We start from the raw sequence: 23,101 nt of genomic DNA on the forward strand, positions 1-23,101 counted from the left end.
ACCCATGCAGCCTCAGGAACTTAACAGATTCGTGGCAACGGATCGCCAACCAGTTTGTCGACCATACGGGTACCACCAAAGCCGGTGACCAACACCACCGCTGCAGCTGGTTCCTCGACGATCTTTCCAACCACCGCCGCCCCTTCAGCGCCTGCTGCATGCAGCGCCGCGAGTGCTTGGTCGGTCTGGTCTTCCGGCACCACCGCCGTAAACGTTCCTTCGTTCGCGACGTAGAGCGGATCAATGCCCAGCATGTCGCAAGCGGCGCGCGTCATCGGCTGCACAGGGATCTTCTCGTCGTGCAGTGCAACGCCGTAGCCAGTTGATTCTGCAAGTTCGTTCATGACTGTCGCTAGACCACCACGTGTGGCGTCACGCATCCAACGAGTCTCGGGGGCATCGGCGAGCATCGCCCGCACCAAACTTGCGACCTCGCGCGAGTCGGACTCGATCGGTGCTTCGATTGCGAGGTCTCCGCGGGCCATCATGACCGCCATACCGTGGTCTGCGATCGGGCCAGAAACGATAATCCGGTCACCAGGCTTGACCTTTGCAAAACCGAGTTCCCGTCCAGCAGGTACTACGCCGATGCCTGCTGTATTGATATAAATCTTGTCCCCAGCACCCTTCGGAACTACTTTTGTGTCGCCTGTCGCAATCTGTACTCCGGCGCGTTCCGCTGCGGTGCGGAGATTCTGCGCGATCCGGCGAAGCGTCTCTACTTCAAGCCCTTCTTCCAGAATGAAGCCCACCGAAATATACTTCGGCTCCGCACCACCCACGGCAAGATCGTTGACGGTACCGTTTACCGCGAGATCCGCGATGGATCCACCCGGGAACTCTATCGGGTTGACCACATAGCTGTCGGTTGTAAACGCCAGCGTCCCGCCGTTCAAATCGAGGTCCAACAGCGTCGAGTCTTCCCCCTGTGAGAGCAGGTCGTTGCCGTATTCGTCGAAAAATACTTGCTCTAGCAGTGTCGCGCTCGCCTTTCCGCCCGCCCCGTGTGCGAGCGTGACATATTCATCCTTCAAGCGTCCGCCGCGACGACGCACTCGAGCAATGTTGTCATTGACCTTGGACTCATCAACATTGAGGCGGTTTTTAGGCTGCACAGCACTTTCCTTTTCTCATTTTCGCAACTAGCCACCGTGTGGAATTGCTACGAATAGTTCCGTGTGTGAATTCTACCGCCGGTACCGCGTTTTGGGTTTTCGGGGCTTGAAGGTTGTGGGTGACGCGCATAGTTGGCTTGCTGGGTACTTTTAGAAATGCACAAATCATGGGCAATAATGTAAAACGGAATAAGCACGAAAAAGTGTGAAAATAATGCAATCGATGGAAGGCTCTGCTTTATGTGTCTGGGAGTACCAGCGCAGGTTGTCGAAATTAAGGATCCCACCCGCGCAACAGTCAGCATCTCGGGAGTAACCCGTGCAATCTCCACTGATCTTCTTGTTGAAGAAGGACTCGAGGTCGGCGAATGGGTGCTGGTACACGTAGGATTTGCGCTGTCAAAAATTGACGAGGATGAAGCCGCGACAACCCTGCAACAGATTCAACAACTCGGCGCAAATACGTTTGAGGACGAGCTCGATTCGTTTACAACCTCAAGAATCGACTAAGCCACCGTCCCCTACGTTCCTAAGAAAGGACCCCACATGAAATTCGTCGATGAGTTTCGTGACCCAGCCGCAGCTCGCCAACTGATTGCAACCATTGAGGAACAGGCGAAGCAACTCGACCGCCCGATTAAGCTCATGGAAATCTGCGGTGGGCATACCCATACGATCTACCGCTACGGCCTGGAAAATCTTCTCCCCGACTCCATCGACCTCGTTCACGGACCTGGTTGCCCAGTCTGCGTCATTCCAATGGGCAGGGTCGATGACGCACTCTGGCTTGCAAACCAGCCTGACGTTATCTTGACCACGTTCGGCGACATGATGCGTGTTCCAGGCTCCGAGGAGTCACTGTTGCAGGCTCGTGCACGTGGTTGCGACGTTCGCTTTGTCTACTCTCCACTGGACTCTCTCAAGATCGCGGAGGAGAACCCGGATAAGCACGTTATCTTCTTCGCAATTGGCTTTGAGACGACGACGCCATCCACCGCTGTGACGCTAACCGCCGCCAAGCAACGCGATATCCCAAACTTCTCAGTCTTTTCTAACCATGTGACCATCGAGCCACCACTGCGTGCAATCGCCAACGGGGGTGTCACGGAGGTTGACGGCTTTATCGGGCCCGGCCACGTAGCAACTGTGGTCGGCACAAAGGCTTTCGATTTCCTGGCTGAAGAATTTAACCGGCCAGTCTCCGTTTGCGGCTTCGAACCTTTGGATATTCTTCAGGGCGTTGCCCAGTTGCTGGAGCAGTTTACGTCGGGCGACATTGCCGCGGGCAAGGCACGCGTCCAAAACCAGTACGCCCGCGTCGTGCGCCCAGAGGGCAACCCTTCAGCGCAAGCACTCTTGGATAGGGTCTTCGATATACGGGACGAGTTCGAGTGGCGTGGCCTTGGAACCCTTCCCCACTCCGGAATGGCCATCTCTGAAGAGTTCGCCAAGTGGGATGCGGAGCGCATTTTCGATGTGCCCGGCAACCGAGTTGAAGACCCCGCAGCGTGTGAGTGCGGGTCTGTCCTGACCGGCCACATCAAGCCGTGGCAGTGCAAAGTCTTCGGTACTGCTTGTACGCCGGACACCCCAATTGGTACCTGCATGGTTTCCCCAGAAGGAGCCTGTGCCGCATATTACAACTTCGGAAGAATAGATAAAATCACCACTTCTTCCCTCTCTTAGATTAGTAAACCCCCAGGTCAGAACTGCCTGGGGGTAAAATCTTTCGATTTGTTAGCGCAAAACTGTCCGAGTGGGTATTATTCACTCATGCGCAAACGTATCACGGCCGCGGTCACCGCGGCTTCTCTCATTGCAACGGCTTCGGTGGTCAGCCCTTCCGCACTTGCGGAAATCCCAGCCCCCGAAGCACCTGCTACAAGTTCGATAGACTCTGATAAAGACGCCGGTGAAGCTTCTAGCGCGTCGGAGGGCGAAAAGAAGAGCTCCCTGGATCAAGACCCAGAGAACGACCCTCTCTACATTCCGCCCGAGAAGAACCCAGTGCAGAAAATCTCCAGCTCTGATCTATTCCTCAAGTGGACTGATGACATGCCAGAAGGCGAGGGCAAGGACTTTGTTCAGGGATGGGCGAAGGGGTCGTCGATACCAAGCACCGCAAACCCGCTCGAATGGACTAAAGCTGAGGTACAGGGATCTTCGAATATGGTCCGTGGATTGTTCACTGGTAATTTTGCTCAAAGTTCTCAGGGCTCAAGCCAAGCGACAGCACCAGTGCTTCTCGCAATGTTGAGTGTGTTTCTGGTTGGACAAACGGTAGAGCTCATCATGCGTGGGCTGCGATCGCTTCCAACCCCACGCTAGAAACAATCCCAAACAAGGTCGAAAACAATGAACCAAAACAAACGCTTTGGCAAGGCGACGAGGGTCCTCAGCGCGTTCACGTTGATGATGGGCGTTGGTCTTCTCAGTGGCTGCGTAACCAACGTGGAAGGTGGCAACCCAGATGGCTGGGAGCCTATTGAGCCTGCTACCGTTCCTGAGATTGCGGCGATGGTGCCCGAGAATGTCTCGAGAGACGGCAAATTCTCAATTGGCGCCAACCCACCATTCGCCCCCTTCGAGTTCAAAGACTCACAAGGTAATTTGATCGGGCTGGAGCTTGACCTCGGGCGCGCGCTTGCCTCAATCATGGGTCTCGAATTCGATCCACAGGAGATGGATTTTTCTATGATCCTACCTGCGGTTCAGGCAGGCAGCCTTGACGCTGGCATGTCTGGATTTACTGATAACGAAGAGCGCCGCAAAAGCTTTGAGTTCGTTAATTTCCTCTTCGCAGGAATCCAGTGGGCTCAACTCACCGGTACGCACGTGAACCCAGAGGATGCTTGTGGTCTCACAGTTGCGGTTCAGCGCACAACCGTTTCCGAGACCGATGACGTGCGTCCGAAGAATGATGCTTGTATTGAAGCAGGAAAACCACCCATCACCATCCTGTCGTTCGACACCTCTGACAACGCGGCGCTCGCGGCACTGGTTGGCCGTGCAGATGCCTTTAGTGCTGACTCCCCTGTCACGTCTTGGGCGGTCGAACGCTCCGACGGGAAGCTCGAGCTCGTGGGTGACATGTTCGACGCAGCACCATACGGAATCGCGGTGCCAAAAGACTCAGGTCTGAGCATTGCGCTTGCCCACGCAATGCAGCACCTCATCGACACTGGCGATTACGAGCGCATTTTGGCGCAGTGGAACGTACGAACTGGCCTGCTCGATACCGCGCTTATTAACGAACAGCCCCTTACAGAATGGAAGTAACAGACCATGACCACACCATCTACTAGCCAAAGCCGGCCTGCCAGAATTGAAGCGAAACCGTTACGGCACCCAGGACGGTGGGCGCTCGCGGTCCTGCTCGGCGTCCTCGTTGTCTGGTTTATTATTGGCGCAGCCAAGAATGAAGCGTATGGGTGGGACACATACGCGCAGTACCTCTTCGATACTCGAATCGCGGTAGCTGCTCTACACACCATTGCGATTACGGTCCTCGCGATGCTTATTGGCGTGGTCGGCGGTGTGCTCCTTGCCGTGATGCGAATGAGTCCCAACCCGGTGTTTCGCACCGTAAGCTGGGTTTTCCTCTGGATTTTCCGCGGTACCCCCGTGTACGTTCAGTTGATGTTCTGGGGCCTGATCGGTGCGATCTACGACTCCATCAATCTCGGGTTTACGCAAATCTCCCTCGAGCCGTTCACCTCTTCCGCATTTGCTCTCGCCGTCGTTGGTCTTGGCCTCAATGAGGCCGCCTACATGGCGGAAATTGTCCGCTCGGGTGTCTCCGCTGTTCCAGAAGGACAGATTGAAGCCTCGAAGTCGCTAGGCATGAGCTGGTCCCAGACCATGACTAGGACAGTTCTTCCCCAAGCGATGCGCATTATCATTCCGCCGACAGGAAATGAATTTATCTCCTTGCTGAAGACGTCTTCGTTGGTTGTTGCGGTTCCTTACTCCCTGGAGCTGTACGGCCGCTCGATGGATATCGCTGCAGCGCTGTTCCAACCGGTTCCGTTGCTGCTTGTGGCAGCAACGTGGTACTTGGTAATTACCTCCTTGCTGATGGTCGCGCAGCACTACCTGGAGCGCTACTTCGACCGGGGCGCAACCCGCCAGCTCACTGCCCGGCAGCTCGCTAGCTTGGCCGACGCCGAAGGCACAATTCCAAACAACGTCGAGATCATTGAAGCTCCAGAAAGGAACCAACGGTAACCATGGCTTCTCCTACATCTTCTTCCCCCGCCCAAACGCCAATGATCCAAGCGGTTGACGTATGGAAGTCCTTCGGCAGCTTGGAAGTACTCAAGGGCATCAACCTCGAAGTAGCTCCGGGTTCTGTTACCTGTTTGATCGGTCCTTCCGGCTCCGGCAAGTCCACATTCCTTCGCTGCGTTAACCATCTTGAGAAGGTCACTGCTGGTCGCCTGTACGTTGATGGTGATCTGATCGGGTACCGCGAAAAGAACGGCACGCTCTATGAGATGAGCGAGAAGGATGCCGCAGTCCAGCGCCGGGACATCGGGATGGTCTTTCAGAGCTTTAACTTGTTCGGGCACCGCACCGTGCTCGACAACATCATTGAAGCTCCAGTCCATGTCAAGGGCGAGTCGCCGGAGAAGGCAAAGGTCCGTGCGATGGAGCTTCTGCGCATGGTCGGACTCGAGTCGAAGGCGGACGCCTACCCGATCCAGCTTTCAGGTGGTCAGCAGCAGCGAGTTGCTATTGCTCGTTCGGTCGCGATGGATCCAAAGCTCATGCTTTTCGACGAGCCCACGTCCGCACTTGACCCGGAGCTTGTTGGTGAAGTGTTGCGGGTGATGAAGCAACTTGCGCAGGACGGCATGACGATGTTGGTGGTCACGCACGAGATGGCATTCGCGCGCGAGGTCGCAGATCACGTTGCATTCATGTCCGACGGTCAGATCGTCGAGTACGGCACCCCTGAACAGGTGCTCGACAACCCTCAAAAGGAACGCACGAAGGCCTTCCTTTCTACAATTTTCTAGCTTGAGCGCCCAATCGGAGCCCGGTAGATCTGCTTGGCTGATCTTCCGGGTTTTTACTTTGCTTCGCGCAGGCGTTCGTTCATCGCCTGCATGACCGCCGGAGGTACCAGTCCCCCGATATCGCCTCCGAAGCGGGCGACTTCCTTGCATAGCGAGGACGAAATGTAGCCGTACTTCTCGTCAGTGAGCAAGAAGAACGTCTCAACACCGGTGAGTCGGCGGTTCATCTGCGCCATTGGCAGCTCATACTCATAGTCAAGTGACGATCGCAAGCCTTTCACCAGGGCAGTAATGCCGTGTGCGCTGGTGTAGTCGACCAACAACCCACCCCAGCTGTCTACTTTCACTTCCGGCATGTCGGCGACGGCGGACTGGATCAAGGCGACTCGTTCCGCCACTGTAAACATTCCAGTTTTCTTGGTTGGGTTCCCAGTTACCAGAACGACTACTTCGTCGAAGTGGCGTCGAGCACGGTCTACGATATCCAGGTGCCCGTTCGTGAAGGGGTCGAACGACCCGGGGCACACCGCAACGTTACGAGCCGAAGCTAACGATTGGGCCATAACTCACTCCTCCTGAGCGTCTGAGGGGGCTGTATACACTGCCATATCGAACCTTGCAATCCCGTACAAGCGCTTCTTGAGTTTCTGTCCCGTAGGGGTGAACGCGGGCGGCCATGCGGTCTCGGGGCTTTCGCGGTGGCGTTCGATGACGACCACAGCGCCGTCGACAAGTAGCTCCTGCAACGCAGTGACCATTTCAGCGACGGCTTCATCGGCAAGGTCGTAGGGTGGATCAGCGAGCACCATTGAAAAGTGCTGCTTGGGAGCACGCGCCACATACGTGGAGACTTTCACGGGCTCGACACGGGTGTTCGGGTGCCCGACAACGCCCGCATTGTGCTCAATCACCGCGACCGCTTTCGGGTCGTCTTCCACAAGCACCACTTCCTCAGCGCCACGCGAGGCTGCCTCCAGCCCTAGTGCGCCGGATCCGGCAAAGAGGTCAAGGACGTGCTGCCCAGGGAACCCAAAGCGGACCTGCAGAGAGGAAAAGAGGCCCTCTCGCGCGCGGTCCGACGTTGGCCGTGTCCCCTCCGGCGGAACTTTAATCTTGCGCCCACGGGCTTCACCAGAAATGATGCGATTCATGGTACTCACTCTAGCTTTAGCTCTTTTCTAGGTACACAAAGTCCTCATCTTGGAGGTGTGCACTGAGCGCCCGTGCCTTCTCAAGGTCTTCTTCGACAAAGCGGGCCGCATCGCGGTACGCACTGGTAACGATCTCGTAGTCCTCAATCAAGTCGATCAATTTAAACGTGCGACGGATACCTGACTGCTCTGTTCCGAGCACGTCACCCTCACGGCGGTGGCGCAAGTCTAGATCGGCGAGAGCAAAGCCATCGCGCGTCTGAGCAACCTCCCAGACCCGCTGAAAGGCATCACTGCCTTCTTCTGCCTGTGTATGGAAAAGACACAGAGATTGATTGCCGCCTCGCCCGACTCGGCCTCGCAGCTGGTGTAGCTGTGAAACGCCAAAGCTTTCTGATTCCCGTACCATCATGACAGTCGCGTTCGGCACGTCTACGCCAACTTCGATGACGGTCGTAGCTACCAAGATGTCAATGCCACCCGCTGCAAAATCGGACATCACAGCGTCTTTTTCCTCAGCACGCATCTTGCCGTGCAGTACGGCTACTTGCAGGTTTGGGAACTCGGTAGCGCGCAACCACTCGGCGGTCTCAAGGACACCACCCTCACCGTCAATGCGCGGGCACACAATGTAAACCTGGTGGCCAGCCGCGACATCTTCCCGCATCTTCTCCCAAGCACGTGCAATCCACGTCGGCTTGAACTCCGGAACAACTGAGGATTGAATAGGCTTCCTTCCGCCTGGCAGCTCGTTGAGCACCGAGACCTCGAGATCACCAAAGACGGTCATTGCGATTGTGCGCGGGATCGGCGTCGCTGTCATGACGAGTAAGTGCGGAGTCTGCGCCCTTGACTTTGCGCGAAGTCGGTCGCGCTGCTCCACGCCAAAACGATGCTGCTCGTCGACAATGACGAAGCCAAGGTTAAAGAACTCCACGCTGTCTTGAATCAGCGCGTGGGTGCCCACGACTATGTCCGCCTCACCCGAGACAATCTTGAGGAGGGCATCTTGCTTCAGTGCCGTCGGCATGGAGCCTGTGAGTGGCACCACGGTCGTGTGCAGCCCGGCGCGTATGAGCGTCTCTGTAAGCGATCGTGCGTGTTGCTGCGCGAGCACCTCGGTAGGTGCGAGCAGGGCTGCTTGAGCGCCGTTATCAACCGCTTGGAGCATGCTGATCAGTGCGACGATAGTTTTGCCGGAGCCGACCTCTCCTTGGAGGAGGCGGCTCATTGGGTGGGCGTGAGTCAGGTCGGTGGAGATTTCCTGGATGACGCGTTGTTGCCCGCCAGTGAGTGGGAATGGGAGTTGTGTAATGAGTCGGGATTGTTCGCCGTTTGGTTGTTTGGGAAGGGCTGGAGCGTTGTGGTTGTTTGCGTCGGTGCGTCGCACGCTCATGGCGAGTGCGACGGTCATGGCTTCGTCGTATTTGAGGCGTCGGCGGGCGGGTTCGGGTCCTTCGGTGTCAGGTTGGTGAATGGTGCGGATGGCGCTGTCGCGGGCGATGTATCCGTCAGGGCTTGCGCCGAGTGGTTCGGGGACTGTGGGGAGGCTTTGCAGGATGGTGTGGACGGCTCCCATGATGGTCCAGGTGCTGACCTGTTTTGTTGCCGGGTAGATTGGGAGCCATTCGCGTCCGGAGAGGATTGCTTCGAGGTCGCCGAAGTGTTGGAGTTGTCGTAGTGCTCCGGTGGCTTGGGTGGGGCCGTCGAGTAGTACGAAGTCTGGGTGTTGGAACTGGATTTCGTTGCGGTACGTGCTGATTTTGCCGGTCATCATGACGCGGGTGTGTTCTTTGAGCACTCGCATGGCGTAGTTGGAGCCGAAGAATGTTGCGGTGAAGGTGTTGGTGCCGTCGTAGACGTGGGTTCGGTAGATGGGTCGGTTGGGGTGTTTTCTGTTGGGGATGCGTTGGGTAGCGGTGATTTCGCCGACGATGCTGAGTGTATCGCCTTCATTGATGGTGGCAAGGTCGGTCGCGGTGCCGTAGTGGAGGTATCGGCGTGGGTAGTGCTCGAGGAGCTCGCCGCAGGTGCTGTATCCAAGGTGTTTGGTGATTGCCTTGGCTTGTTTCAGGGGGATGACGAGGTTGAGCGGCCTGGGGTCGATGTTTCCTAGCACTTCCTATTCGACTCCGATCTCGGCGACGGCACCGAGCCCGTCTGCGGGGAAAACGATGACGTCGACGTCGAGTTTGTCGTCGAGTGCCGCGAGGTCTTCGGCGCGCAGTGATGCGGTATCGAAGAGTACGGTGACTTGTTCCCCACCGGGCTCGAGGAGGCGCTTGCAGGTCTTTTCGACGGCGGCTATCGCGTCGTCAGCGATCAGGAGTGTTTCGCCGTGTGCCATGGCGATGATGTCGCCCTTCGAGACTGCCCCTCCTTGCACGAGCCCGGCTTTAGGGGCGCGCTGGAGGACAGCGGTTCGCATTTCTCCGGCGGCCTCCGACATGGTGAAAGCTGCCGTCGCGAGTGGTTGGGCTGGGTCATGAACGGCGAGCGCCGCGATACCGGAAACAAGCCGCACGGTAGGAAGCAGGGTGATGCTTTGTTCGAAGGCGTGGGTTGCTTTCTCCACTGCGGCGAGGCTTCGCTGATCAAGCAGTCCGTTCGGCAGCAAAATAACTTCGCGAGCTTCGGTTTTGTGGACGGCGGCGAGGATGTCCGCGACAATATTCTCGCCCGGCGCGACTGTTACCGCACCTGCCTGCGCGTAGAGATCAGTAAGTGATCCGGGAGGCGTCACTGCGACAACCAGTCTTGTGGGAGTTTGCGTGACAGGTTCGTCCGGGAGCACTTCGAGATGCAGTTGTGTCACGGTACCGCGGGCGAACGCGCGCTCAATCACTGCGCCGGCCTCGGTGGAGTGAATGTGGACTTTGCCGCTGTGCTCGTTATTGCGAGCGATCACAAGACAGTCGCCCATGGTGCTCAGTTCGCCCTCAAGGACATCCATGTCGCCTTCGAAGAAGAACATGACTTCCAGGTTTGCCTTGCCACTTGCGTGTGAGATCACGTGAGAGGTTCCGTGTGTGGCAGGCTGCGCTACCTCGTAGGGTTGGCCGTCGAGTTCGTATACAAGTGATTCCAGGAGGATAACGAGGCCGGTGCCTCCTGCGTCGACGACGCCCGCTTCCCGTAACGCTTCCAGCTGTGACGGGGTACGTGCAAGTGCAGTTTCCGCAGCGTCGGCGGCAGCCTGTGCGATGCTCAACGCGGGTGCTTCTCCCCCTGTTTCCTGCAGCGCTTGCGATGCCGCAGTCGACGCCGCCCGCAGCACCGTGATCACGGTGCCCTCTACCGGCTCGGCAATTGCGCGGTCAACAAACTGCACTGCTTGGGCAAGCGCGTTCGCGATGAACTGCCCGCTTCGAGTATCTTCATCGGCGGTTTGCGCGACGCCTCGGATGACCTGGGACAGCACAACACCCGAGTTGCCACGCGCGCCGCGAATGGCGCCAACGGCAAGCGCTTCGGCTACTTCCTGCATCGACTGAGCATCAGATCTTTTCGACGCCTCTTCGACAGCCGCCGCCATCGTCTGCGCCATGTTGGAACCAGTGTCCGCGTCCGGGACGGGAAACACATTGAGCTGGTTGATCTCGTGTCGGCGACGTTCGAGTTCTGCCGCAGCCCGACGAGCCCAGGACAGGAGCCGTGGTCCATCGAGTGCAGTTGCTGTTTCCATGGTCAGACAGTCTACAGTGCCCAGTCGACAGGTGAGGCACCCTGTGCAATGAGCGCCTGATTTGCCCGACTGAATGGCCGCGACCCGAAAAATCCCCGGCGCGCCGACAGCGGCGACGGATGTGGGGACTCAATCGTTGGCGTACTCCCGAGGAACTGTTTCGCCGTTTGTGCGTCTCTGCCCCACAGGATCGCAACCAACGGAGTATTACGCTGAGCGAGCTTTGCGATTGCGTGTGCGGTCACTGCTTCCCAGCCCTTCCCGCGGTGTGACGCCGGCGCGCCGGGCCGGACTGTGAGTACTCTGTTGAGCAGCATGACTCCGTTTCGCTGCCAGGAGGTCAAGTCCCCGTCGGCTCGTGGGGGGATACCGAGGTCATCGTTGAGCTCCTGGTAGATGTTTACCAACGATCGGGGCGGTTTCACGCCTGGCTGCGTCGAGAATGAGAGACCCATGGGGTGGCCGGGCGTCGGGTACGGATCTTGACCCAAGATGAGCACACGGACATCTTCAAATGGGGTCGAAAACGCACGGAGAATGTCTTTTCCGGCAGGCAGGTACGCGGGTTCACCGCGGAGAAAGTCTCCCATCGCGTGGATGGCAGGTTCTACTTCCGCCAGCGGTTCCTGCCAGGAAGGGTGGACGGGTAAGTTCATGAAAAAGGCTCCCATTCATGGCGCGCGGTGTGTGCGACGCCGTCGATTTCCACGCCGACTTTGCGTGTGACCGTACCGATCGAACGATACCCCACGGGTGCGTCCCCATCGATCGTGCCCAGCAATGTGTGGTCTTCTCCCCCGTTGAGTACCCAGTCCCATGGGTCGACGCCTAGGAACTCACCGGCTTCTCGCAGCTGATCACTTGGGGCTACAGCGGCGCGCGAGATGTTAATCCCCACGTTCGAGGCCCGGGCTATCACGCCCAGATCGTGCAGTAGCCCGTCGGAGTTGTCTGTCATGGCTGTAGCCCCTGCTGCTCGTGCAACAACCCCGCGCCCAGGAGTCAGTTGCGGGCAACGGTGCGCATGTACGATATCCGCAAGCCGTTCCGGGATTTCCCGTCCGGACTCCAGTAGTGCAAAGCCAGCAGCAGAATAGCCGATTTTCCCGTGCGCTATCACTCGCTGTCCTGGACGCGCTTGGCTCAAGCGCAGTGGCGGCAAACTACCTCCTAACGAACCAATCGCGGTAATCGCGATCGTCAGTTGGTTCCCACTCGTAATGTCCCCGCCGACGAGCTCGCTCGAGTATCGCTCCAATTCGAGATGGATCCCTCGTGCAAGCTCACTCACGACGGCAAGCGGGGTGTCCGGAGGCGCCGAGAGCGCGAGTAGCGCGGCAACGGGGCGAGCACCCATCGCCTCGATGTCGGCGAAGTTTTGCACGATGGCTTTGCGCCCCAACAAAGCAGGGGTGGTCGTCGAAAAGCGAAAGTGCTGTCCCTCGACGAGCATGTCCGTTGTTACGACCGCGCGGCTATTCGGCGTGTGCGATTCGAGCACTGCTGCGTCATCACCGTTGAGCGGCGATGGCGATGCACCAACGATGGCGTCAATCGTTGCTTGTTCTCCCACCTCCCGGAGCGTCGGGCCGTGCGTGGGAAAGCCGACGTTACTCACCAAAGTGCGCCTTTCAGTAGACTTGTACGCCATGAAAGATTCCACTGGCGCGTTGCATGATTCACAGATTAACCGTACAGCGGTCTACATCAGTTTGGGCCTCGCAGTGGCGCTTGTTCTGGGCGTCATTGTGGGTGCTCGGTATTTTTTCCAGCAGGTGGCACTGCAGCCTGTGGCGATGACTGAGCTGCCTTCCCCCGAGGCTGATTCACCCGAGTGCGCTGCGCTCGTGGACAGCCTTCCTGAAAAGGTGCTTGGGCACAAGCGTGCGGAGCTCGCCGCCCCGGCTCCGGCAGGTGCTGCCGCGTGGCAGTCCTCTTCAACTCGACGCGTCACGCTGCGCTGCGGCGTGGAAATGCCCCTGCAGTACACCGAGTACACCCCGGTGTCCTCCCACAATGGTGCAGAGTGGATCAGAATTGACGACGCCACCCCAGGCTCAAGCATGGTCACGTGGTTTAGCGCGGACCGTTGGCCGGTAGTCGCCGTGACTACCGACGCGGAGGGACTCGGCAGGGCAGATACGCCAGTGGACGAGATTAACGTGAGTGCGCTGCCGCAGCGCGATCTTCCCCGCAACCCGGCGCCGCTCTCTGAGCTGCAGCCAGCGACGCATTTAACGGACGGGAGTGGAGCAAACGCATGCGGCGGATTGCTTGCTGCGCTTCCTGAAACGCTCGTCGAAGGCTATAAACGGCTTCCTGAGAACAACGTGGCTTCGCCGCAAACTGCAGTCTGGACGCAGCTTGGCCACGAACCGATTGTGCTGCGTTGTGGTGTGAACGACCCGGAGCACTACGAGGCCGGAGCGACCTTGCAACAGATCAACGGGATCCCTTGGTTTGAGGACACCATCACTGCAACTGGTACCACCTCGTCGACGTGGTACGCGCTCGGGCGAGAGGTCAACGTTGCGGCCTTTGTGCCCTCAGGTGAGGGCAATGAGGTCATCACCACGCTGACCGAGCTCGTCGAGAAGCACGTCCCCGAACGCAAGTCTTAGTCCGTTGCGCCGTCGGCTACCTGCAGCGCAGTGCGGACCAGAGTGTCGAGCAGTTTCGGGTAGTCGATGCCGCTTGCGTTCCACACCTGTGGGTACATCGAAATTGCGGTGAACCCCGGCATGGTGTTGATCTCGTTGAGCACAGGACCCTTGTCGGTGACGAAGAAGTCCACGCGTGCCAATCCCTTACAGTTCAGTGCATTGAATGCACGGACTGCTTGGTCCTGCAGGGTAGCTATCAAAGAGGCGTCGTAAGGCGCGGGGATTGTTGCTGTAACTCCCTCTTCCATGTACTTCGTTTCGAAGCCGTAGAAGCCTTCTGCGGAGGCATCAGTTCCATTGAGTTTGGCCGGCACGGAAGCCTCGATGCGGCCATCGGGAAACTCCAGAACTCCAACCTCGACTTCGTCGCCGACCTGCTCCGATTCGACGATCACTTTCGAGTCGCACTCGTACGCTTGATGCAGTGCGGCATCGAAGTCTTCCCACGTGGTCACCTTGGACACACCAATCGACGATCCACCGTTAGCGGGCTTGACGAACACTGGAAGGCCTAGGCGCTGCTTATCCTCATCGAGCAGCAGTTCACCTCCGCGGAGAATCACTTCCGGAGTCACTGTAATTCCGGCAAGTGCCACGAGCTTCTTCGTGTACTCCTTGTCCATGCCACTCGCGGACGCCAAGACGCCTGGCCCCACGTACGGGATTCCCGAAAGCTCGAACATGCCTTGGATTGTGCCGTCTTCACCAAACTGCCCGTGCAGGACCGGGAAAACAACGTCGACCTGCGCGACGGTCTCGCCGGTGGCGACATCAGTAAACTCACCGCGGCGCGAAGGGTTAATGCTCAACGCGATCTCTGCACCACCACGAACTTCGGGAAGCGCCTCTCCGCCAACTGGGTCGATTTCCCCGCGCACCCAAGTACCATCCCGGCGAATACCTACTGGAAACACCTCGTACACCTCGGGGTCGAGGTGGGCCATGATGGAGCCGGCAGAAATACAAGAAATTGAATGCTCGGTGGAACGACCACCGTAGACTACTGCAATACGAATCACAGCTGACACATTACCTGGTGTCTACTCCGACTTTTTCGACCGACCCATCAACGCAGCAATCGTCTCCTCCACCGTCACACCCTGGTGACACACCGCGAAAACGGCTTGTGTCAGCGGCATGTCCACGCCGTGGCGCTCGGCGAGCTGATAAATGCTGCGTGAGGAAATAACCCCCTCAGCAACCTGGCCCTTCGTTGCAGCCTTCGCCTCTTCAATCGTGGCACCCTTCCCCAGCGCAGAACCGAAAGTTCGATTACGAGACAGCGGCGAGGAGCACGTGGCAACCAAGTCCCCCATGCCCGCCAGGCCTGCGAACGTCCGGGCGTCGGCACCCAACTCCTGGCCTAGACGCGTACTTTCAGCCAAACCACGGGTAATAAGCGTTGCCAGCGTGTTCTCCCCTAGCCCCTGGCCAGAAGCCATGCCACAGGCAAGCGCGATGACGTTCTTCGTCGCACCTCCGATCTCACAGCCGACAACATCAGTGTTCGTATACGGGCGCAGGTACGACGTCGCACACGCCGCCTGCACGAGCTTCGCACGGTTGATGTCACTGCAGGCGATGACGGTGGCCGCCGGCTGCTCCTCAGCAATCTCGCGGGAAAGGTTTGGCCCACTGAGCACCGCGATTCGGTTCTCCTCTGCACCGGTAACCTCAGCGATGATCTCCGACATTCGCATGTATGTACCGGTCTCAATACCTTTCGAAATGGACAACAGCGTGGTGTCAGTACGCAGCAGCGGGGCCCACACTTCCAGGTTCTGGCGCATGGTTTGGCTTGGCACGGCAAAAATAGCGATATCTGCAGCCTGCAGTGCCGCTTCCGCGTCAGACGTTGCGAAGACCCCGTCCGGCAGCGCAATCCCCGGCAGGTAATCGGGGTTCTCCCGACTCTCCTGCATGGTCTTCGCCAGCTCATCCCGGCGTGCCCACAGCTGCACCATGTTGCCGGCATCGGCAAACACTTTGGCCAAGGTTGTCCCCCAGGAACCTGCACCCATTACCGCTACGTTTACCACTTGTGCCACCGCCATTCCTGTCTGCATGAACCGTTTCACGCTAGCACTTTTCTACCGCCAATATCCACAATCAGCCCGCTGACCTGTCGCTGCAGCGAAAACCTGCAAAGTGCGTAAAGATAGAAAGTATGTCACGTTCAACGAAGCTCCACGAACAACACAAAGACCAATTCGGAGAAATGTTCATTACCGGACGCCACCAAGAAGTCCCCCGCCATCCGCGTCGAGAGTTCAAGAAGACAACACTCGCCGCGGGTGCTGTGCTGTGGCGTGGCGATCTCGAGCATCCGGGTTCTATAGAAGTCGCTTGTATCCACCGCCCACACTACGACGACTGGTCGCTCGCCAAAGGCAAGGTGGATCCGGACGAGTTCCTTGTTACCACCGCCGTTCGCGAAATTCAGGAGGAAACTGGCTACGAAGTCCGGCTGGGAAAGTTGATTGGCAAAACCGTGTATCCAGTCAAGAACACGACGAAGGTTGTGTACTACTGGACCGGCAAGGTAGTCGGCGGCGAGTTCACCCCTAACAATGAAGTCGACGAGATTCGCTGGCTCAAGATCGACGATGCGACGCAGGTGATGAGCTACGAGCTCGACAGGCAAGTATTGCTGAAAGCTGCGAAGCGCTTCGCCACCCCCGCTGACACCCGAATTCTGTACGTGCGCCACGCTCGTGCGAACTACAAGGAGGCCTGGAAGCACGACGATAGTCGTCGGCCGCTCGATAAGAAGGGCAAGCGCCAGGCGAAGGCGCTTGTGCCGCTGCTGCAGGCGTTCGCTCCTGAGTCTCTGTATTCTGCCGAGCCGTTGCGTTGCGAGCAGACACTGATCCCACTTGCGAAGGCACTCGGTAAAGACATCACGATTGACGCCACCTTCGGTGAAATCGCGTGGCAGGAGAACCAGGTAGCCGCCCGCGCAGATTTTGATGCGCTCATCAAACGCGGTGGCACACACGTTGTGTGCTCGCAGGGCGGGGTCATCCCTGAGATGATTGCTGCGCTTTCGGCCGACGGTCGTCTGCCGATCGATTCGCCGATCCTGGCGAAGAAGGCGTCGGTATGGGTACTGTCCTTTAACGATGGGCAACTCATCGGCGCCGACTACATGCCATCTCCACTACCGGTGCTCTAAGGACACTTCGCCTAGAAAAAGAAAGGACTGCCCAGTTGCAGCCAGTTACCCAAGAACGAATCGAAGCGGCACTCGATGCGCTTGAATTGCAGTATTTCCGCAGTTCCGAGGACGGCCTCACCCGCACCGCGTTTCCGTCGATCATGTGCTTCTTTGAAGTCAAGGACATCGGATTCAAGATCACCAGCCAGTGGCTTGGAACCGCGAAGATGAATGCAGATAAGAGCAATCTTCGTCTCAGCATCAATGAGTTGAACCGCTCACTGCCCCTCGTTCGTGCACATCCGATTCAGCGCGAGGACGGTGCTCTGGTCGCGCTATTTGAGGCACCGTTTTTCTCCTCCGACGGTTTCAGCGACGAGCAGCTGCAGTCAATGCTGCAGTTTTACTTCTCCATCATGCACTACGCGGTGGAAGCGCTCGACGAAAACTTCGCGCATCTCAAAGACAAGCACCCGTACAAGCAGGAGAAGGAACAGTAAAATGCAACAGCTACAGCCGTTAAGTCTTGATCGTCTTCGCAAGCTGTTTGACCAACGCGGTTGGGAGTACCGGGAGCCTACGCAGTACAACTCACTCATTACAGCATTTTCCGGTATCGGCTTTGAGATGAAGCTGGTCGATACAAGCCTGCATTTCGTCTCTACTGTCTCAATCGATGCTGTCGACGCAAGTCGTTTCGACGAAGTGCTCACGTGGTGCGAGGACTACAACAACGCCCACGCATTCCCATCGCTCGTCGTAATGAAAGACGAGAAGCGCGATGTCTCCGCTCTGGGCGTTGCGTATGTCATGCCGGGCTATTGGGAGTACAGCGACCAGCAGTTCGCGGACCACGTCTCCTCCGCTATCCACGGCATCACGACGTCGGTCCGCGACTTCTTATCGACGTTCGCACCTTCGGCTCTCGAACGTCTCGGCACCCCTGCTACCGAGGAGAAGTAGCGGGGTAAAACGGGCGACGCTGCTGTTCGTACTCCTCGATGGCTTGCTCGTTTCGCAGCGTCAGCCCGATATCGTCGAGGCCTTCGCTCAGGCGCCAACGCGTGTAGTCGTCGACGTCGAACGAGTAGGTACTCTCCCCGACTGTGACGGTGCGGTCCGGCAATGAAACAGTAGCGACAGTGCCTGGTGCCTGCTCGAGCTGCTTCCAGATCAGTTCGATGTCAGACTCCGACATGATGCCAGCTAGAAGGCCCGCTTTGCCCGCGTTGCCTCGGAAGATATCAGCAAACCGTGGGCTAAATACCGCCCGGAACCCGTAGTCCTGCAGAGCCCACACCGCGTGTTCGCGGGAGGAGCCAGTGCCGAAGTCGGGGCCGGCGAACAGCACCGACCCTTCCTTGTATGCCTCGTTGTTCAGCACAAAGTCAGGTTCATTGTTGCGCCAGTTTGAAAACAGGCCATCTTCGAATCCGGTACGGGTCACCCGCTTGAGGTAGCGGGCGGGAATAATCTGGTCGGTGTCCACATTTGACCGCGTCAACGGAACTGCGACGCCACTGTGGGTTGTGAATTTTTCCATGATCGTGTTCAGCTCCTGACTACTGTGCGTTGGCGGTGGAAGGAATGTCTGCGGGTGCGGCGAGGTGGCCGAGTACTGCTGTAGCAGCCGCTACTTCGGGCGAAACTAGGTGTGTGCGACCACCAGGTCCTTGGCGGCCTTCGAAGTTTCGGTTGGACGTCGAAGCGCTGCGCTCTCCAGGGGCAAGCTGGTCGGGGTTCATACCCAGACACATAGAGCAGCCCGCGGTGCGCCACTCAGCGCCGAACTCTTCAAAGATTGTGTGCAGGCCTTCTTCTTCCGCCTGCTGCTTGACCTTGGCAGAGGACGGCACGACCAGCATGCGGGTCCCCTTCGCGATTTTTTGGCCGCGCACAACCTCTGCAGCGGCGCGCAAGTCTTCGATGCGCGCGTTCGTGCACGATCCCAGAAAGACTGTATCAATCTTGATGTCACGCAACGGCGTGCCAGGGGTCAACCCCATGTACTGCAATGCTTTTTCCGCGGCCTGCTTCACGCTGTCGTCTCCGAAGTCCTCAGGGTCAGGAACTGAGGCGCTCAGCGGCAAGCCCTGGCCGGGATTGGTACCCCAGGTGACGAACGGGGTGAGCGTCGAGGCGTCGATCTCTACGACGGCGTCGAACTTCGCGCCGGGGTCAGTTGGCAGCGTCTTCCAGTACGCCACTGCGTCGTCCCAGTCCTTCCCCTTCGGCGCGTACGGACGTCCCTTAACATACTCAAATGTCGTCTCATCGGGTGCCACCATGCCGGCACGGGCGCCTGCCTCGATGGACATGTTGCAGATGGTCATGCGCGCTTCCATTGAAAGTTTCCGAATGGCTTCGCCGCGGTATTCAATGATGTGCCCTTGGCCACCGCCAGTACCAATCTTGGCGATGATTGCCAGGATCAAATCTTTCGCACTCACACCAGGTTGCAGCGTTCCACTGACCTCAATCGCCATCGTCTTGAACGGTGCCAGCGGCAGCGTCTGGGTCGCCATGACGTGCTCTACCTCAGAGGTGCCGATACCCATGGCGATCGAACCGAACGCACCGTGCGTCGATGTATGCGAGTCGCCGCACACAATCGTCATGCCGGGCTGGCTAATGCCCAGCTGTGGACCAACGGTGTGGACGATGCCCTGTTCCTTATCGCCCATTTCGTGCAGCACAACGCCGAACTCTTCACAGTTCTTTCGCAGCGTCGAGACCTGGGTGCGCGAGGTCGGGTCGCTAATTTCTGTCAGCTCGCCAGAAACGATGCCCGTGGTTGGCACGTTGTGGTCTTCGGTGGCAAGGTGCAGCTCTGGGTGACGCATGCGGCGCCCGTTGAGGCGCAAACCATCAAATGCCTGCGGTGACGTCACCTCATGCAGGAGTTGAAAGTCGATGTAGAGAAGATCAGGCTGACCGTTCTCTCCACGGGTGACCACGTGATCACGCCACACTTTTTCCGCCAGCGTTAATGGCTTTTGGCCCATCTTGCTCCTCCTCAACAGTCGCAACCACCTCCCACCGAGTGAGATGGTAGAATCCATGACGTGAGACAGTATAGCGAAGACTCTGGAATTAAAGTGCTCGATCGCTCGATTTCCATCGTACGAGCGGTCGCAGGCGGCGACAAAACCCTCGCCGAGCTCAGCGAAGCAACCGGACTGCCCCGAGCGACGACTCACCGAATAGCCACTGCACTGGAAGTGCATAACGTCCTAGCAAGGACAGAGGACGGACAATGGACGATCGGCCGCGCACTCTCCCACTTTTCAGGGCACTCCTCCCCCCGTTTGCTCTCTGCCGCCGCACCAATCATGCGCAACCTCGTTGAAGTCACTGGCGAGTCCGTGCAGCTCTACAAGCTCAGCGGGGACACCCGCACCTGCATCGCGGCAGAAAAGCCCGAGAGCGGCCTCACCTACACAGTTCCCGTGGGCTCACAGCTCTCACTCACCGCAGGCTCAGCTGCCCGTGTGTTCGCCGCCCACTCACTTATCGACGCCTCTCCGTTTCCCTCGCAAGACCTCGAGGCGATCCGTGTAACCGGACTCGCTGAGTCAATCGCAGAGCGTGAAGTTGGGCTGGCGAGCCTGTCTGCGCCCATCACCAACCCAGACGGATCAGTCATCGCTGTCCTTTCCGTTTCCGGGCCGGCCGAGCGGCTCACCCCCACCCCAATCGAAAAGTGGGGCCCCGAGCTGCATGAGGCTGCTCAGGAGCTCACCGAGGCCCTGCGGTAACCCTTGATTGCTGGCGGCGCTGCCCGCCAGCAACAAGTCCAGCACGCTTCGCTCTCACCGTTCTCATTCCGAGATACACCCAGGCGGCCACAGCACACCCCGACAGAACCGCCGGCAACGGTTGGTGCAGCAACGTATTCGACGTCGTGGCCGCTGCAAACGCTGCGAGGTTGAGCCACACGTCATACACAGGGGCGATGAACTGGTGGTTCAACACATGCAGGGCTGCTATGATCAGCCCGCACGCGAACGTGATGGAGAGCAACACTGTAATCAGCACGTGACCAGCGTACTCCCTATCACTACTTTGTTAGCTCGTGGCGTCCAACGTGAGCTCACGGCCATTTTGGTCCTGAACAGGACGAGCATTCTTGCCGATCAGCGATTCGAATGCTTGCAGTTGCTCAGCTGAGGCAGTTACCGGCTGCGTCATTACCATCCAGCGAACGTTTTCAGAGCAAGGTGGCGTCGTCAAAGAGCCTCCATACGTGATGTACTCATGTGATGCTGGAAGAGCATCCGCGATGTTGATCTCCTCCTGAGAGATATGTGAGGTATCCACGTTCTCTGGCGCATTATCAAGCAGATACTGCACTAGCTCGTTCGGTGCACCTTCCTCAAGCAGAATTCCGAGGACTGTAATGTCACCTGCCGCATTCTTGTGTACAAAGTGGATCTCGCCAGGAAGCTGCTTACCGTCGAACTCGTGCTCTGCAGGAGTGTGCATGTGCAGCTGCGCGAGCTCCAGATCTTCACCGTCGAGAGTTACCTTCTGCGTTGTCGACGGCGTGTACTGCAACGTGTGTCCGTTATTCAGAACTTCACCCGTGCTGGCAGCATATGCAAACTCTATGTCTGCCAAGTCTTCAGGGGTAGCGTCACTCAAGTTGATTGGGCTTTGCTCCTTGCCATTTCCACAGACCTCGAATTCGGTCGAAAGGTCGCCCCAGTGCTCTGGAGCACCGTCTCCTTCGTACCCCCAGTGCGCTTCACTGGCCGGGGCGGCCTCTGACGATGTGGATGGTGCGCTCGTGCCAGCTTGCGAGCAGCCGCCCAGCAGCAGTGCGCTAGCAGCCACCGCTGCAAGCGCGGCAGAATGAGCTTTTCTCATGATATGTTCACGTTCCTTTCATCTTGGAGTTTGGTCCTCCGATGGTACGCGAACTGCGCAGCCTGTAAACTACATGCCTTTGAAGCACAAAAAGAAAGGCAGCCAGTGCTTGCACTGACTGCCTTTGTACCCCGTACGGGATTTGAACCCGTGTTACCGCCGTGAGAGGGCGACGTCCTAGGCCGCTAGACGAACGGGGCGCGCTCGCTTTTTGCGACTCGTTAACAATAAACGTCGCCCTATGAACTCTCCAAATCTGCAGGCCACGCGCCGCTTTCCCGCAACGCGCCCTCGATGGTTGGCCATGACGCTCGCAGCATATGCTCAAACACTCCCCACGTATGGGTTCCCTCAACGATTTCATGCCACGTCACGTTGAGCCCTTGCTGCTGTGCTGTCTCAGCGAAGTACTTCGAGCATGCATACGAAGTTGCTTCGATTACCATGGGCGCTCCGAGCCTCTTTGACGATGCCTCCTCGTCAATCGCGCCGGGCACGCCCTGTGCAGCCCCCAGCCATAGCGTGGTCCCGCGTAGTCGCTCCAGGTTAAGAATTGGCGAGTGCCGCCACCACGCCCTGTTCGACGACGTCCCCCACATGTTGACCGGGTTCCCCTTGTTCATTGTCACCCCTGACGATGTGTAGATACCGCCGAGCACGCCGGTGGTCGCCGGGCAGCCCGAGTAGGATGCGGCCGCCACGAACCGATCCGGAGCATTCACGGCGATGTCCAGCGCAGGGCCACCAGACATCGAGATGCCGGCGATGGCGTCGTGCCCGTTGCCGTGGAACTGGGCGTCGATAAGTGGCGGTAACTCACGAGTCATGTAGGTGAGCCACTTGTTCGTACCTGTAGCCGGGTCCTCTCGATACCAGTCGGCCTGCATTGAAGACACTGACCCCTTCGGTGTCACCACATTGACGAGCTTGCCAGCGAAGAACGCTTGATAGTCCGAGGAATTCGCCCAGCTGTAGCCGCCCGCAGCGCCGTCTGCCCCCATCATGAGGTAAAACGTTGGTCGAGGCGCGGTGCCACGCGGCAGCAGCACATCATTCGTCACCTCTCGCTGCATCGACGGCGACCACACCGTGAGTTCCCACAAGTCCCCTTCAACTTGGCGCATAGACCGCAGCTCAGCGGGCGGCGCTTCATGCGCTGGAAACGTTGCTGATGCATCTCCTCTCGACGAACCAGTGGAGCTTCCCGGATACAGCTGGTACATCGATGACCCCAGCTCTCCCCTGCCTAACGCAACCAACACCGCTGCGGGGATGGCGAGCAATGGCACTGCGGAACTCAGGCTGAGAACCGCCAACACCACGCTTGCGGCATCAAGCACGCTCGACCCTGACCGCGAAGGCTCGGGTTAAGCGACAAAATGTGTGCTTTTTTGGATATGGATTCCAGGTCCTGCCTGGGCCTACGGCGGGACAGTGCTC

General features: G+C 58.2%; 25 protein-coding genes and 1 tRNA gene. 11 read left to right on the forward strand and 15 right to left on the reverse strand.

Going from position 1 to position 23,101, the window contains the following annotated elements:
- Positions 1-20: 20 nt before the first annotated feature.
- Positions 21-1,115 carry a hydrogenase expression/formation protein HypE gene (gene hypE / locus KBX13_RS09970; RefSeq protein ID WP_070479136.1) on the reverse strand — a complete coding sequence of 365 codons (1,095 nt, stop codon included), beginning with the start codon at positions 1,113-1,115 and terminating at the stop codon, positions 21-23.
- 240 nt (positions 1,116-1,355) lie between these two features.
- Between hypE and KBX13_RS09975 the strand changes: the two genes are divergently transcribed.
- From KBX13_RS09975 to KBX13_RS10000, 6 genes are all read left to right on the forward strand, one after another.
- Positions 1,356-1,625 (forward strand): HypC/HybG/HupF family hydrogenase formation chaperone, encoded by a 270-nt coding sequence (locus tag KBX13_RS09975; RefSeq protein ID WP_070362546.1) that lies wholly within the window; start codon positions 1,356-1,358, stop codon positions 1,623-1,625.
- Between the two features lie 36 nt (positions 1,626-1,661).
- Positions 1,662-2,801 carry a hydrogenase formation protein HypD gene (gene hypD / locus KBX13_RS09980; protein ID WP_070362547.1) on the forward strand — a complete coding sequence of 380 codons (1,140 nt, stop codon included), beginning with the start codon at positions 1,662-1,664 and terminating at the stop codon, positions 2,799-2,801.
- A gap of 87 nt (positions 2,802-2,888) precedes the next feature.
- On the forward strand, positions 2,889-3,443 hold the full coding sequence (locus KBX13_RS09985; protein ID WP_070976407.1) for a hypothetical protein: 555 nt from the start codon (positions 2,889-2,891) through the stop codon (positions 3,441-3,443).
- An 84-nt stretch (positions 3,444-3,527) separates the two neighbouring features.
- Positions 3,528-4,394 (forward strand): ABC transporter substrate-binding protein, encoded by an 867-nt coding sequence (locus KBX13_RS09990; protein ID WP_070363531.1) that lies wholly within the window; start codon positions 3,528-3,530, stop codon positions 4,392-4,394.
- 6 nt (positions 4,395-4,400) lie between these two features.
- Entirely contained in the window at positions 4,401-5,342 is a 942-nt protein-coding gene (locus tag KBX13_RS09995; protein WP_256022030.1) for an amino acid ABC transporter permease, read from the forward strand.
- A gap of 2 nt (positions 5,343-5,344) precedes the next feature.
- Positions 5,345-6,136, forward strand: coding sequence for an amino acid ABC transporter ATP-binding protein (locus tag KBX13_RS10000; protein WP_070362550.1), 792 nt, complete (start codon positions 5,345-5,347; stop codon positions 6,134-6,136).
- Positions 6,137-6,189: 53 nt separating this feature from the next.
- Here the strand turns inward: KBX13_RS10000 and coaD are convergent, their stop codons facing one another.
- The 6 genes from coaD to KBX13_RS10030 are packed head-to-tail and all read right to left on the reverse strand — an operon-like array spanning position 6,190 to position 12,590.
- Positions 6,190-6,699 (reverse strand): pantetheine-phosphate adenylyltransferase, encoded by a 510-nt coding sequence (gene coaD, locus KBX13_RS10005; RefSeq protein WP_070479138.1) that lies wholly within the window; start codon positions 6,697-6,699, stop codon positions 6,190-6,192.
- A 3-nt stretch (positions 6,700-6,702) separates the two neighbouring features.
- Positions 6,703-7,287, reverse strand: a complete 585-nt coding sequence (locus KBX13_RS10010; protein WP_305086111.1) for an RsmD family RNA methyltransferase — start codon at positions 7,285-7,287, stop codon at positions 6,703-6,705.
- A 16-nt stretch (positions 7,288-7,303) separates the two neighbouring features.
- Positions 7,304-9,406, reverse strand: coding sequence for an ATP-dependent DNA helicase RecG (locus KBX13_RS10015; protein ID WP_256022036.1), 2,103 nt, complete (start codon positions 9,404-9,406; stop codon positions 7,304-7,306).
- Between the two features lie 3 nt (positions 9,407-9,409).
- Positions 9,410-10,972, reverse strand: a complete 1,563-nt coding sequence (locus KBX13_RS10020) for a DAK2 domain-containing protein (RefSeq protein ID WP_256022037.1) — start codon at positions 10,970-10,972, stop codon at positions 9,410-9,412.
- 11 nt (positions 10,973-10,983) lie between these two features.
- A complete protein-coding gene (locus tag KBX13_RS10025; RefSeq protein WP_070362555.1) occupies positions 10,984-11,628 on the reverse strand; it encodes a uracil-DNA glycosylase in 645 nt (214 codons plus the stop codon).
- Positions 11,625-12,590 (reverse strand): thiamine-phosphate kinase, encoded by a 966-nt coding sequence (locus KBX13_RS10030; protein ID WP_252931524.1) that lies wholly within the window; start codon positions 12,588-12,590, stop codon positions 11,625-11,627. The genes KBX13_RS10025 and KBX13_RS10030 overlap by 4 nt, the downstream gene beginning before the upstream one ends.
- A gap of 31 nt (positions 12,591-12,621) precedes the next feature.
- Between KBX13_RS10030 and KBX13_RS10035 the strand changes: the two genes are divergently transcribed.
- The gene (locus KBX13_RS10035) at positions 12,622-13,593 is read left to right on the forward strand and encodes a DUF3515 domain-containing protein (protein ID WP_256022039.1); all 972 of its coding nucleotides are present in this window, start codon (positions 12,622-12,624) and stop codon (positions 13,591-13,593) included.
- Here KBX13_RS10035 and KBX13_RS10040 read toward each other — a convergent pair.
- Together KBX13_RS10040 and KBX13_RS10045 are read right to left on the reverse strand one after the other, a co-directional pair.
- On the reverse strand, positions 13,590-14,663 hold the full coding sequence (locus KBX13_RS10040; RefSeq protein ID WP_070976399.1) for a D-alanine--D-alanine ligase family protein: 1,074 nt from the start codon (positions 14,661-14,663) through the stop codon (positions 13,590-13,592). The genes KBX13_RS10035 and KBX13_RS10040 overlap by 4 nt on opposite strands.
- 12 nt (positions 14,664-14,675) lie before the next feature.
- Positions 14,676-15,674, reverse strand: a complete 999-nt coding sequence (locus tag KBX13_RS10045; protein ID WP_070363533.1) for an NAD(P)H-dependent glycerol-3-phosphate dehydrogenase — start codon at positions 15,672-15,674, stop codon at positions 14,676-14,678.
- 128 nt (positions 15,675-15,802) lie between these two features.
- On the opposite strand from KBX13_RS10045, the gene KBX13_RS10050 reads away from it, so the two are divergent.
- From KBX13_RS10050 to KBX13_RS10060, 3 genes are read left to right on the forward strand one after another with little or no spacing between them, the layout of a single operon-like run.
- Positions 15,803-16,810: an NUDIX hydrolase gene (locus KBX13_RS10050; protein WP_256022041.1), complete on the forward strand. Its 1,008-nt coding sequence runs from the start codon at positions 15,803-15,805 to the stop codon at positions 16,808-16,810.
- A gap of 35 nt (positions 16,811-16,845) precedes the next feature.
- Positions 16,846-17,292, forward strand: a complete 447-nt coding sequence (locus tag KBX13_RS10055) for a YbjN domain-containing protein (protein ID WP_070976395.1) — start codon at positions 16,846-16,848, stop codon at positions 17,290-17,292.
- 1 nt (position 17,293) lies between these two features.
- Entirely contained in the window at positions 17,294-17,755 is a 462-nt protein-coding gene (locus KBX13_RS10060; RefSeq protein WP_070362560.1) for a hypothetical protein, read from the forward strand.
- Here KBX13_RS10060 and leuD read toward each other — a convergent pair.
- Positions 17,739-18,335: a 3-isopropylmalate dehydratase small subunit gene (gene leuD / locus KBX13_RS10065; RefSeq protein ID WP_070976394.1), complete on the reverse strand. Its 597-nt coding sequence runs from the start codon at positions 18,333-18,335 to the stop codon at positions 17,739-17,741. The two genes, KBX13_RS10060 and leuD, sit on opposite strands and share 17 nt — an antisense overlap.
- A 19-nt stretch (positions 18,336-18,354) precedes the next feature.
- Positions 18,355-19,797, reverse strand: coding sequence for a 3-isopropylmalate dehydratase large subunit (gene leuC, locus KBX13_RS10070; protein WP_256022043.1), 1,443 nt, complete (start codon positions 19,795-19,797; stop codon positions 18,355-18,357).
- A gap of 60 nt (positions 19,798-19,857) precedes the next feature.
- On the opposite strand from leuC, the gene KBX13_RS10075 reads away from it, so the two are divergent.
- Complete coding sequence (locus tag KBX13_RS10075) at positions 19,858-20,550, forward strand: IclR family transcriptional regulator (RefSeq protein WP_070362563.1); 693 nt, start codon at positions 19,858-19,860, stop codon at positions 20,548-20,550.
- Here the strand turns inward: KBX13_RS10075 and KBX13_RS10080 are convergent.
- From KBX13_RS10080 to KBX13_RS10095, 4 genes are all read right to left on the reverse strand, one after another.
- Positions 20,531-20,830: a hypothetical protein gene (locus tag KBX13_RS10080; protein WP_070362564.1), complete on the reverse strand. Its 300-nt coding sequence runs from the start codon at positions 20,828-20,830 to the stop codon at positions 20,531-20,533. The genes KBX13_RS10075 and KBX13_RS10080 overlap by 20 nt on opposite strands.
- Positions 20,831-20,860: 30 nt before the next feature.
- A complete protein-coding gene (locus KBX13_RS10085) occupies positions 20,861-21,661 on the reverse strand; it encodes a carbonic anhydrase (RefSeq protein ID WP_256001096.1) in 801 nt (266 codons plus the stop codon).
- Positions 21,662-21,788: 127 nt separating this feature from the next.
- Positions 21,789-21,861: transfer RNA gene (locus KBX13_RS10090), tRNA-Glu, on the reverse strand.
- 39 nt (positions 21,862-21,900) lie between these two features.
- Positions 21,901-23,001, reverse strand: a complete 1,101-nt coding sequence (locus KBX13_RS10095) for an alpha/beta hydrolase family protein (protein WP_256022045.1) — start codon at positions 22,999-23,001, stop codon at positions 21,901-21,903.
- Positions 23,002-23,101: the final 100 nt, after the last annotated feature.

The sequence above is a fragment of the Corynebacterium sp. CCUG 51687 genome (genome assembly GCF_024453995.1).
Lineage (GTDB): Bacteria > Actinomycetota > Actinomycetes > Mycobacteriales > Mycobacteriaceae > Corynebacterium > Corynebacterium pseudogenitalium.

Coding starts and splice junctions, on each gene's coding strand:
- leuC (WP_256022043.1), bottom strand. CDS start 19,797: ATGGGCCAAAAGCCATTAACGCTGGCGGAAAAAGTGTGGCGTGATCAC.
- KBX13_RS09985 (WP_070976407.1), top strand. CDS start 2,889: ATGCGCAAACGTATCACGGCCGCGGTCACCGCGGCTTCTCTCATTGCA.
- hypD (WP_070362547.1), top strand. CDS start 1,662: ATGAAATTCGTCGATGAGTTTCGTGACCCAGCCGCAGCTCGCCAACTG.
- KBX13_RS10000 (WP_070362550.1), top strand. CDS start 5,345: ATGGCTTCTCCTACATCTTCTTCCCCCGCCCAAACGCCAATGATCCAA.
- KBX13_RS10050 (WP_256022041.1), top strand. CDS start 15,803: ATGTCACGTTCAACGAAGCTCCACGAACAACACAAAGACCAATTCGGA.
- KBX13_RS09995 (WP_256022030.1), top strand. CDS start 4,401: ATGACCACACCATCTACTAGCCAAAGCCGGCCTGCCAGAATTGAAGCG.
- coaD (WP_070479138.1), bottom strand. CDS start 6,699: ATGGCCCAATCGTTAGCTTCGGCTCGTAACGTTGCGGTGTGCCCCGGG.
- KBX13_RS10020 (WP_256022037.1), bottom strand. CDS start 10,972: ATGGAAACAGCAACTGCACTCGATGGACCACGGCTCCTGTCCTGGGCT.
- KBX13_RS10085 (WP_256001096.1), bottom strand. CDS start 21,661: ATGAGAAAAGCTCATTCTGCCGCGCTTGCAGCGGTGGCTGCTAGCGCA.
- KBX13_RS10035 (WP_256022039.1), top strand. CDS start 12,622: ATGAAAGATTCCACTGGCGCGTTGCATGATTCACAGATTAACCGTACA.
- KBX13_RS09990 (WP_070363531.1), top strand. CDS start 3,528: ATGATGGGCGTTGGTCTTCTCAGTGGCTGCGTAACCAACGTGGAAGGT.
- leuD (WP_070976394.1), bottom strand. CDS start 18,335: ATGGAAAAATTCACAACCCACAGTGGCGTCGCAGTTCCGTTGACGCGG.
- KBX13_RS10010 (WP_305086111.1), bottom strand. CDS start 7,287: ATGAATCGCATCATTTCTGGTGAAGCCCGTGGGCGCAAGATTAAAGTT.
- KBX13_RS10025 (WP_070362555.1), bottom strand. CDS start 11,628: ATGAACTTACCCGTCCACCCTTCCTGGCAGGAACCGCTGGCGGAAGTA.
- KBX13_RS10060 (WP_070362560.1), top strand. CDS start 17,294: ATGCAACAGCTACAGCCGTTAAGTCTTGATCGTCTTCGCAAGCTGTTT.
- KBX13_RS09975 (WP_070362546.1), top strand. CDS start 1,356: ATGTGTCTGGGAGTACCAGCGCAGGTTGTCGAAATTAAGGATCCCACC.